Raw genomic sequence first — 10,425 nt, forward strand, 5'->3', positions numbered from 1 at the left:
CACCCGAACCCCGGCCTGGCGCCGCAGCAGCTGGACGATGGCCCGCCCGGTGGTGGTCTTGCCGCAGCCTGACTCGCCAACCAGTGCCAGGGTCTGCCCGGCATGGAGGCGAAATCCGACGTCCAACACCGCTGTCACCTCGTGCGCGGCGCGGAACAGCCCGCCTCCCGAGCGAAACGCCACCTGCAGGCCACAGACGTCCAGCAAGGTTGCAGCGTCTGCAGAAGGCGCATCGACGCCACCCGACGTCAGAAGACCGGGCGATGCATCCGCCTCGCGGGGCGCCTCACGGTTGCCCGCCGCGGCGGGAGACGGACCAGCGAAGTCGGAAAGTTCGGGAAGGCGCTCGCCCAGGCGCACCGCATCCGGCGGAGGCGGCATGTAGCCGTCAGGCCAGGTCAAGCTGTCCGGCGCGAGGCCTGCGCCAGACGACGCTCCGGCGAGGGGATACCAGCAACGCACCCGCCCCGCCGGGTCGGAGACCAGCGCGGGCGACTCGGCGTGGCAACGCGACTCGGCCCGCTCGCATCGGGGGGCGAAGCGGCAGCCTTCGAAGCGTTGCCACAAGGGTGGAACCGTGCCGGCGATGGCCACGAGCGGCTGCCCGCGCCGCGCTGCGTCCGGCAAGGCCTGAAGCAGCAACTTCGCATACGGATGGCGTGGCTGACGGAAGAACGTCGTGGCCGACGCCTCCTCCACAATCTGCCCGGCGTACATCAAGGCAACCCGATGCGCCATGTCGGCCACCACTGCCAGATCGTGCGTGATGAGCAGCAGGCCCAATTGGCGCTCGCGCTGGAGGTCCTTGAGCAGGTCGAGTACCTGCTTCTGGATCGTGACGTCCAACGCAGTGGTGGGCTCATCGGCAATCAGGTAGTCGGGTTCTGCCGCCAGCGTCATCGCGATCATCACGCGCTGCTTCTGGCCGCCACTCATCTCGAAGGGATAGCTGTCGATGCGTCGCTCGGGCTCGGGGATGCCGACGCGGCGCAACCAGTCGATCGCGCGGGCTCGTGCTGCCTCTCCGCGCAACACCGTGTGCGTCTCGATGGCCTCGACAATCTGATCGCCGACCCGCATCACTGGATTGAGGCTGGTCGCAGGTTCCTGAAAGATGATGCCGATGCGCCCCCCGCGCACGCGACGCATCAGGGATTCGGGCAAGGCCAGCAGTTCGGTGGGCTTGGCATCAGGCGCCTCAGCGCTCAGCGCCACGCGGCCGCGGGCCACGCGTCCGTTCTCGGGCAACAGGCGCATCAGCGCCAGCGCCGTCATGCTCTTGCCGCACCCGGACTCGCCCACCAGGGCATAGGTTTCACCCCGCGCCAGGGTCAGGCTCAGCCCGTCTAGCGCACGCACCAGACCGGCGTCGGCCTCGAGCACCACCTGAAGGTCGTCAAGTTGCAGCATCGGGCGCTCCTTCAGCGGGGGATGGCATGGGCGCGCTGGACGGGCCGCACCACCCGGGCGCGCGGGTCGAACGCATCCCGCACCGCATCGGCGAACAGGTTGGCGGCGAGGACGATGCCCACCATGAACACGAAGGCCGCGGCAAACGACCACCACACGATCGGGTCGCGGGACATCTCGACCCGGGCCTGGTTGATCATGCCGCCGAAACTGTTCATGGCAGGGTCGACGCCCACGCCGACATAGGACAGCACCGCCTCGTACAGGATCAGGCTGGAGAACTCGAGCACGGTGGTGATCAGCACCAGGTGCATCACGTTGGGCAGGATGTGGCGACGCATGATGCGTCCATGACCCGCGCCGAACGCCACCGCGGCCTGCACGTACTCGAGCTCCCGCAGCTTGAGGGTCTCGGCCCGCAGCAGGCGGCACAGCCCCGCCCAGCCCGTCACGCCCAGGATGACACACAGCAGGAAGATCTTGAGGTCGGCCCGCTCCAGCCCGGTCTCGAACAACTCGGGATGCTTGTCGAGAAACACCTGCACCATCAACACGCAAGCGGCGATCAGCAGGATGTTCGGGACAGACGACAGCACGGTGTACAGATATTGGATGACGTCGTCCACCCAGCCTTTGAAGTAACCCGCGGCAATGCCGAGAACCAGCGCCAACGGCAAGGTGGCCAGCGTGGCCAGGGAGCCGATCACAAAGGCGGTGCGCACACTCTTGAGCGCCTGGTACAACACGTCGTTGCCGGTGCGGTCCGTGCCCAGCACGTGGTAGCCCTGCCCCCAGCTCAAGGCCACGGCCCAGCCGCACAGCACCAGCAGCACCGCAGCCGACCACCACGCCGAAGACCAGGCCTGCGGGACCTCCGGTTCCAGCCGCCGACGCAGGGCAAGGCGCAGCAGCCCCGCCAGGGCCACGCCCGCGGCGGTTCCCGCTGCAAGTCTGGCCAGCACGTCGGGCAGGTGCTCGGATGCGGGGTCCGCCAGGCCGGCGCCCCCGTGTTGCAGGCGCGGGTGCGCGCGGGGTGGCGGCAATGGCACGCCATGCTCGTCCAGCACTGGCTTGTCGCCGGCCTTGGGCGGGATGGTTTCCTTCACGAAGCCATGGGTGGCCAGCGGCGCGGAATAGCTCTTCTCGCGGCTTTTCACGAGCTTGCCCAGCGCCAGATCGAGCAACGATTCGGTGCGGGTGTCATAGGCAATCGCCTCGCTTCCTTGCGTCGGCAGTGCGCGGCGGAAGTGCACACTGTCGATCACGGTGACCCCCAGCATGGCCAGCAGCACCACAGACGAAGCCATGGCCGCGCCGCTCATGAACACCTTGCCCCAAGTGGCGCGCAACGACGGGTCACGCCGCACGTGGGCCACGTAAGCGCCCAGGCCCAGCAGCATCAGCCACAGCACCACGTCTGTCCAGAGGATGACCAGTTTGAAACCCATGTCCGCCTCGCCTCACTGCATCCGCACGCGCGGATCGGCCCAGGTGTAGGCCACGTCGATCAGGATGTTCGACAGGATGTAGAGCAGCGACCCCAGGAACACCATGGTCCGCACGATGGCGAAGTCCTGGCTCGCGATGGCATCGATCGTGTAGGCCCCCAATCCCGGAATGCCGAAGAAGCTCTCGGTGACGAGGCCGCCCATGAACAGATACGGCAGGGCCGCCCCCGCGCTCGTGATGATGGGCAGCATCGCATTGCGCAGCACGTGGCGGGTCAGCACCGTGGTTTCCTTCAGGCCTTTGGCCCGTGCGGTGCGAACGTAGTCCTTGCCGGCCTCTTCGAGAAACAGCGTCCGGTAGAAGCGAGCCTGGCCCGCCAGGCTGGCCACGAGCATCAGGCCGATGGGCAGCACCAGGAAACGCAGCGCATCCAATCCCTCGGCATAGCCGGAGATGGGTGCCAGCCGGGCCAGCCGCGAAAACAGGTACTGCCCGACGATGATGTAGAACAGGCTGGAGATGGACATCATCACCACGCACACGACCACGCCCCAGAAGTCGACGGGCGTGCCACGGAACATGACCAGCCACAGCGCGAAGATCACACTCGCCATCAGCCCCAGCACGAACATCGGCACCGTCAACTTGAGGCTCACGCCCATGCGCTTGCGGATCTGATAGCCGATGTCGCCGGCGCTGTCGTTGTCCGCCCGGCCGAAGTCGAAAAGGAACAGAGAAACGGATCGGTCCCAGAACACCGTGTCGGTGAGGCGCGCAGTCCCCTGTGCCTCGGCGTTGTAGAGCATGGGCTTGTCATAGCCCCGCTCGGCCTTCCACTTCTCGATCTGCTCTGGCGTGACACGCTTGCCCCCGATGTTGAGGCGCGCCATGTCGTCGGGCGTGTTGACGGTGAAGAACAGCACGAAGGTGATGAGGTTCACCCCGATCAGGATGACCAGGCCGTAGCCGAGTCTGCGAAGGATGTAGTTCAGCATCAGCGCTCCCGCCTGGTGAGCATGCCCGAAGGCAGGGGCTGGGCGGTCTGTCGCTCGCGCGCCCGGAACACACGCACGGCCCACCACGCCATGGCGGCCACGCCGGCGAGCAGCGCTGCCACAGGCCAATACACCGGCTGATTCCATTCGCGGAGGCTGCGCGCCCGCTCGGCGGTGTCGAGCCGGTAGTACTGCGCCTGGTCGCGCACCACGATGCTCGGCTTGCCGTTGTGCACCCAGCGATGGTAGGCGCCCGAGGCATAGGGGAAGTAGCCCCAGGACCACGGCGCATCCTCCTGAAGGATGCGCACCATCTGGTCGATCACGGCCTGCTTGGCGGGGCCATCGTCCATCAGCCGCAGGCGGCTGTACAACCGGTCGTACTCGGGATTCTGGTAGTTGGCCGCGTTCTCGCCGTCGTGGACCGACTTCGCCCCGGGGCCGTACAGCAGGAAGAGGAAGTTCTCGGCATCGGGGTAGTCGGCCAGCCAGCCCCAAGTGAAGATCTGGTGTCGGCCTCGGCGCACCTTGTCCTGGAACTGGTTGTAGTCGGTGGCACGCACCTCGAGCTGGATGCCGAGCTTGGCGAACTGCTTGCTGGTCCAGTCCAGCGTTGCCTTCGCCTCCGGCGTGGCCGGCGAGCCAAAGTCGTAGTTGAGGACCAGCGGCTTGCCGGTGCGGGCGTCCCGTCCATCCGGGTAGCCGGCTTCGGCCAGCAGTTTGCGGGCATCTTCGATCGACCGGCGCACCGCCAGACCATTGACCCAGCGATGGGTAACCGGATTGAGCCCTTCACGGGTGCCATGACGCGACCCGAACACGCCGCCAGGCAGCGGGCCCTGCGCAACCTCCCCGGCCGCTTTGGGGAAGATGCGGTTGTACTCGTCCCAGTCGATCGCGATCGACAGCGCCTGACGCAGCTTGCGGTTGCGCACCTGTTGCTCGGGCGTGTCGCCCTTGCCCACGACCGGATCGAGCCAGTTGAAGCCCATGTAGCGCGAAGACAGGTCGACGGTACGGCGGATCACGATGCCCTTGTCGGTGAACTCCTTGTTGAACCGGTCGGAGTCCTCCATCTGGATCTTGTACGCGTTGCCGTAGCTCATCTGATCGAACTCGGGGATGTCCAGATAGCCCTGACGGAACTTGGCGTCCTGCGGCACCGACTCTTTCTCGAGGCTGAAGACCAGCGTGTCCACGAACGGTGTGGGCTTGCCGCAATCCGCCAGGAAGCCCTGGGCCTTGTCCTGCTCGCTGCCTTCGCAGGGGTAGCGCTCGCCACGGTAATTCGGATTGCGCTTGAGCACATGGCGCCGGTCCTGGATGTACTCGGCCATCATGTAGGGGCCGGTGCCGACAGGCCAGGTGTTGAGCGACAGGCCGTTGGCAGCCATGCCCGGCTGGGCGTAGAACGCATCGGCCTCCCAAGGCACGGGCGCCAGGAAGGTCATGGCCATCCAGTACTTCCACTGCGGATACTTGCCGATGATGCGGATGCGCAGCGTGTGGCTGTCCAGCGCCTGCGCCCCCGCCAGTGGCCAGCGTCGGAAATCGAGGAAGGGTTTGTCGCGGGAGGTGGGGGGCAGACCGGCGCGCAGCTTCTTGTCTTCCGCTCGGATCAGCTTGCCGTAGTCGGCCAGGCCCACGACGTACTCCGAGAAGATCCCGAACACCGGCGCCGCGGTGCGCGTCGTCGCGTGGCGCTTGATGGCGTACACATAGTCCTCGGCCGTGAGCTCGCGCGTGCCGCGCTGGGCAAACGCCCAGGGACTGCGTTTGTCTCCGACATCGGCCGCCGTGAGCCGGTGATACAGGTACTGCCCCTGCGCGTCCTTCGCGAACGCCGGGTGCGGCGCATACAGGATGCCCCGTTTGATCGGGATGTCATAGATGCTTTCAGCGATCTGATCGGCCGGCGCATCGGCAGCCAGCGGCTGGCCGTTCTTGTCGATGTAGCGCGGCTGCACCACCGCGGCAGCCGCCTTGGGCACCAGTTCGTACGGTCGCTTCAGATAGTGGTAACCGTACAGCGGCTCGTAGATCTGATAGGTGTAGGGCGTCTCGTTGCTGCTGTACGACGAGGTGGGGTCCAGGTAGCGCGGCGAGCGCTCGTTGAACGCCGTGTACAACGTGTTCTCGCGCTCGGCGCCAACCGGGTAGGGGTTGTTGTGGCACCCGCCCAGCCCGAGCAGCATGGCGACCAGACCGGCCAGCCACAGGCCGATCAGGGGGCTCCGCTCTTTCAACACCCTAGTCATGTGCATGGCGCTTATTGTGGGGCCATTGCACCGTGCTTTCCGGACCACCGAGAACATGGCTGTCGCAGGGGAAGCCCGGGCTTGTCACCAGAAGACGAACGCGTCCCGCCCTTGCACCATCAGACTCGCCTTGCGCCCCACAGGCAGGCACACCTTCACTGGCACGTGCCCGAATGGCAACCCCGTCAGCACCGGCACCGGGCACACGCTGCGCAGGTAGGCCACCATCGTCTTGAGGTTGTAGCCGCGATCCAGCGGCGACTTGCGGTAGGCCGTGAACGAGCCGAGCACCACGGCCTTCTGTTGTGCCAGCACCCCGGCCTGAAGCAGTTGCAGCAGGGCGCGCTCCAGGCGGTAGGGATGTTCGTTGACGTCTTCAAGAAACAGGATGCCGCCGCGGACCTTGGGGAAGTGGGGGGTGCCCAGCATGGCCTGGACCACTGCGAGGTTGCCGCCCCACAAGCGGCCGCTCAACTCCAGCCCGTCGAAGCCGGCTTCGGTGCGAAAGCCTACGGCCTCGAGTTCGCCCGACATGGCCTCCACAAAGGTCTCCTGGGTGACGTCATCGCCGCCAAGGTCGCTGTCGGCGCTGCCGAAGTCCTCGCACGCCATCGGGCCGGCCCAGAACCCGGCACGCACGCCTTCACCCGGCTGAGCGGGCCCGGCCGCGCCATGGGCCATGGCCCCCAATTGCAATGCGGTCACGTCGCTGTAACCCACCCAGGCCGTTCCCTGCTCGACGCTGCGCTGCAACGCCTTCCAGTCGATCCGGTCGAGGATGCGACTCAGTCCGTAGCCTCCTCGCGTGGCGAGCGCCACGGCGGGCCCTTCTGCAGCGATGCGATGCAGGGCGGCCAGGCGGCTGTCGTCATCCCCCGCAAACCGCTGCTGTTTGAGCAACGCAGACTCATCGACGCGGACATCGAATCCCAGGGCCTTGAGGCGGCGGGCCGCCTTGCGAACCGGGGTGGCCTTGGCGACGATGCCGGAGGGGCTGAACAGGGCGAGATCATTGCGGGCAGTGCTCATCCGCCCATTGTGGCGCATGGCGTGTCAACGGCCTGAGGGCGTGCCGCATTGAACAGGCTCGGACTCGCCACAGGCACATCATGAACACTCCTCGCTTGCCCGGGCTTGCCGCGGGCGCATGCTGCCTCAGCCTGCTCGTGGCTCACGCCACGGCGATCGCCGGCCCGCTCGGGGACCGCTTGCGCGCGAGGCTGGAGGGCCAGCCATCGCCCGCGCAGACCACCGAGCCGGATCTGGACGAGGGCATGGAAGCCTTCCGCGCAAGCGGCCGCCTTCCGACGGGCGTGGTCCGACTGGCCGATCGGGCTTACGGGCCCCACAGCGCCCAGCGCTACGACGTCTACCTGCCATCCAGACGGCCCATGCAGACCATGCCCATCATCGTGATGGTGCACGGTGGGGGATGGGCCCATGGCGACAAGGCCCACGCGCCGGTCGTGGACAACAAGGTCCGTCGCTGGATACCGCGCAATGTGGCACTGGTGTCGGTGAACTACCCGATGCTGCCCGAGACGCCGCCGTTGGAGCAGGCCCGCCACGTGGCCCGCGCGCTGGCAAGCGTGCAGCGCGATGCACCTTCCTGGGGGGGTGATCCCCGGCAGGTGGTGCTGATGGGCCACTCCGCTGGCGCCCACCTGGTGGCCCTGCTCACGGCCCATCCCGCATTCACCCAGGCCGAAGGAGCCCTGCCCTGGCTCGGCACGGTGAGCCTGGACAGTGCCGCCTTCGACGTGGTGGCCGTGATGAGCGGACGCCATCTCGCGTTGTACGACCGCGCGTTCGGGACGGCACGCTCGGACTGGGTTGCGGCGTCGCCCTTGCACCAACTCACGCGCATGGCGGCACCGATGTTGGCCGTGTGCAGCTCGCGTCGCGCAGACGCCTGCCCTCAGGCGCGCAGCTTTGCGGCGGCCATCCCGTCAGACGCGCCAGAGATGCACATCCTGCCGGTGCCGCTGTCGCACGGGGACATCAACGCCACGCTGGGCAAGCCGGGCAGCTACACGGACGCGGTCGAACGCTCCATCGAGGGGCTTCCGGGGTGGAGCGTTCGCCTCAGCGGTGAGCCGTCCCGCCGCTGACGCGTGACCGCATGAGTGCGGCGCATTCCCACATGCCCGCCACCACCGCCACGGCGAGGGCCATCGAGCGAGCCAGGCGGCGAGAGTGCAACAGGTGGTGCAGCATGGTGGATCTCCTTCGGACGGCACGGTATCGGCCGGGCATGACAGAACCGTGACAGCCGCTCCACCCACAGCCACTCTCGGCCGTCGTCAAGCTGACACATCGCCTGCGCACGATCGCGGGTCAGCCCTTGCAACGCCCCCAGAGGCGTCCGGTCCTTCGCTTGCACACGCACCTCTCCGACCTCGACGACCTGATGCGCCTCATCGATGCAGGCGGCGCCCATGTTCAGGCGCGTGTGGCGTGCACGGTCGATTGCGGCTCGGCGCGCTTCGACGTCCCGGTGGTGAGCCTCGGCAGCCATGACCTGACCCACCCCGCTGTCGCCTTCGTGGGCGGCGTGCACGGACTGGAGCGCATCGGCTCACAGGTGGTGATGACCTTGCTGCGCACCCTTCTGGAGCGGCTGAAGTGGGATGCCCTGCTGCATCGCCAGCTGGACACCCTGCGCATGGTCTTCATGCCCCTCGTCAATCCCGGCGGCCTGTGGCTGGGCACCCGCGCCAACCCACAGGGGGTGGACCTCATGCGCAATGCACCGGTCGAAGCAGAAGAGCCGGTGCCCTTTCTGATCGGGGGCCAGCGCCTCAGCGCCCTGCTGCCCTGGTACCGCGGCCCGGCCGGGGCCCCCATGCAGCCGGAAAGCCAGGCGCTGTGCGACACCATCGAACGGGAGCTGCTGTCACGCCCGTTCAGCATCGCTCTCGACTGCCACTCCGGCTTCGGCGTGCAGGATCGCCTGTGGTTCCCCTACGCCCACACGACCCGCCCCCTGCCCCATCTGGCCGAACTGCATGCGCTGCGGTGCATTCTGGATGAGGGATACGCCCACCACCCGTATGTGTTCGAGCCGCAGAGCCAGCAGTACCTCACCCATGGTGACCTCTGGGACCACCTCTACCTGCGGGCGCTGACCGGTCACCCGGGTCACCTCTTCCTGCCTTTGACGCTGGAGATGGGGTCCTGGCTGTGGGTCAAGAAAAACCCCCGCCAGCTGTTCAACCGTCACGGGATTTTCAATCCGCTGATCGACCATCGCCAGCAGCGGGTGCTGCGCCGGCACCTGGGCCTGATGGACTTTCTGGCCCGCGCTGCGATCGGCCATCGCCGCTGGCTTCCCGCCCCCGAAGCCCGCGAAGCGCTCCGCCTCGACGCCCTCCGGCGGTGGTACGCCCACCGCCCCGAACTGCGTTGACCGGGGCCGACAAAGAGGGGCTGCCACCATGGAGACGCCTTGATGCCTGACTCCCCTCCGCCCGTCTGGGTTCTGCTGCGCGGACTGTTGCGAGAAAGCGGTCACTGGGGAGCCTTTGTGCGCACCCTGCAGGAGACCTTGCCCCCTGGCAGCCTGATCCTGACGCCCGACCTACCGGGCAACGGCGCCCGCTGGCATGAGCGCAGCCCAGCCCATGTTGCCGAGATGGTCCAGGCGGTGCGCGCGGACCTCGCGGCCAGAGGGCTGGATCGTCCCTGTCACGTGCTGGCGATGTCGCTGGGCGCCATGGTCGCCGTGGAATGGGCCCGTCAGCATCCTCAGGAGCTGGTGCGCTGCGTGCTGATCAACACCAGTCTGCGGCCCTACAGCCCCTTCTGGCAGCGGCTTCGCCCGCGCCAGTACCGGCGCATTGCGCGCCTGATCGTCAGCGGGACCTCCCTGGAATGGGAAGACGGCATCATGCGGATGACCACACAGCACCCGGGACCGCGCCAGGCACTGATGGCGGCCTGGCTCAGCCTGCGATCGAGCCACCCGGTCAGCAGGCTCAACGGCCTGCGGCAACTGTGGGCCGCGGCACGCTACCGTGCAGACGCCCCGCCCTCCATGCCCTTGCTCCTGCTCAACAGCGCAGGCGACGAGCTGGTCAACCCCCGTTGCTCCGAACACCTGGCGACAGCATGGGGTGCGCCGCTGACCACACACCCCACGGCAGGTCACGATCTGCCCCTGGACGATGGCCCCTGGGTCGCGCAGCAAGTGGCGCGATGGCTCGCGCCGGCCGCCGATCAGGCCCAGGGCGGTGCTTCGGCGGCTTCGCCGGCCGCCACGCTGTCCTGCACGGAGGACGAACGCGCCACCTCGGGTACAGCCGTGCCCTGAG

Annotated in this window: 9 protein-coding genes; 3 read left to right on the forward strand and 6 right to left on the reverse strand. The window is 67.4% G+C overall.

Annotation, left to right across the window (positions count from 1 at the left end; all coding sequences use genetic code 11):
* The 5 genes from QZ709_RS08640 to QZ709_RS08660 all read right to left on the reverse strand — a co-directional run.
* On the reverse strand, positions 1 to 1,410 hold a 1,410-nt coding region (locus tag QZ709_RS08640), incomplete at its 3' end, for an oligopeptide/dipeptide ABC transporter ATP-binding protein (RefSeq protein WP_294636879.1).
* 11 nt (positions 1,411 to 1,421) lie between these two features.
* Positions 1,422 to 2,858: an ABC transporter permease gene (locus tag QZ709_RS08645; RefSeq protein ID WP_294636880.1), complete on the reverse strand. Its 1,437-nt coding sequence runs from the start codon at positions 2,856 to 2,858 to the stop codon at positions 1,422 to 1,424.
* Positions 2,859 to 2,870: 12 nt separating this feature from the next.
* Positions 2,871 to 3,854, reverse strand: coding sequence for an ABC transporter permease (locus QZ709_RS08650; protein WP_294636881.1), 984 nt, complete (start codon positions 3,852 to 3,854; stop codon positions 2,871 to 2,873).
* Entirely contained in the window at positions 3,854 to 6,118 is a 2,265-nt protein-coding gene (locus QZ709_RS08655; protein ID WP_294636882.1) for an ABC transporter substrate-binding protein, read from the reverse strand. The genes QZ709_RS08650 and QZ709_RS08655 overlap by 1 nt, the downstream gene beginning before the upstream one ends.
* 78 nt (positions 6,119 to 6,196) lie before the next feature.
* Complete coding sequence (locus QZ709_RS08660) at positions 6,197 to 7,141, reverse strand: LD-carboxypeptidase (RefSeq protein ID WP_294636883.1); 945 nt, start codon at positions 7,139 to 7,141, stop codon at positions 6,197 to 6,199.
* A gap of 80 nt (positions 7,142 to 7,221) precedes the next feature.
* Here QZ709_RS08660 and QZ709_RS08665 point away from each other — a divergent pair, with 80 nt between their 5' ends.
* Entirely contained in the window at positions 7,222 to 8,223 is a 1,002-nt protein-coding gene (locus tag QZ709_RS08665; protein WP_294636885.1) for an alpha/beta hydrolase, read from the forward strand.
* Here QZ709_RS08665 and QZ709_RS08670 read toward each other — a convergent pair.
* The gene (locus QZ709_RS08670) at positions 8,198 to 8,329 is read right to left on the reverse strand and encodes a hypothetical protein (RefSeq protein WP_294636886.1); all 132 of its coding nucleotides are present in this window, start codon (positions 8,327 to 8,329) and stop codon (positions 8,198 to 8,200) included. The genes QZ709_RS08665 and QZ709_RS08670 overlap by 26 nt on opposite strands.
* Before the next feature lie 193 nt (positions 8,330 to 8,522).
* Here QZ709_RS08670 and QZ709_RS08675 point away from each other — a divergent pair, with 193 nt between their 5' ends.
* Both QZ709_RS08675 and QZ709_RS08680 read left to right on the forward strand, forming a co-directional pair.
* Complete coding sequence (locus tag QZ709_RS08675) at positions 8,523 to 9,521, forward strand: M14 family zinc carboxypeptidase (protein WP_294636888.1); 999 nt, start codon at positions 8,523 to 8,525, stop codon at positions 9,519 to 9,521.
* A 42-nt stretch (positions 9,522 to 9,563) separates the two neighbouring features.
* Positions 9,564 to 10,424, forward strand: coding sequence for an alpha/beta hydrolase (locus QZ709_RS08680; RefSeq protein WP_294636887.1), 861 nt, complete (start codon positions 9,564 to 9,566; stop codon positions 10,422 to 10,424).
* The last annotated feature ends 1 nt before the right edge of the window (position 10,425 follow it).

This window comes from uncultured Aquabacterium sp. (assembly GCF_913773725.1).
In the GTDB taxonomy this organism is placed as follows: domain Bacteria; phylum Pseudomonadota; class Gammaproteobacteria; order Burkholderiales; family Burkholderiaceae_C; genus Aquabacterium.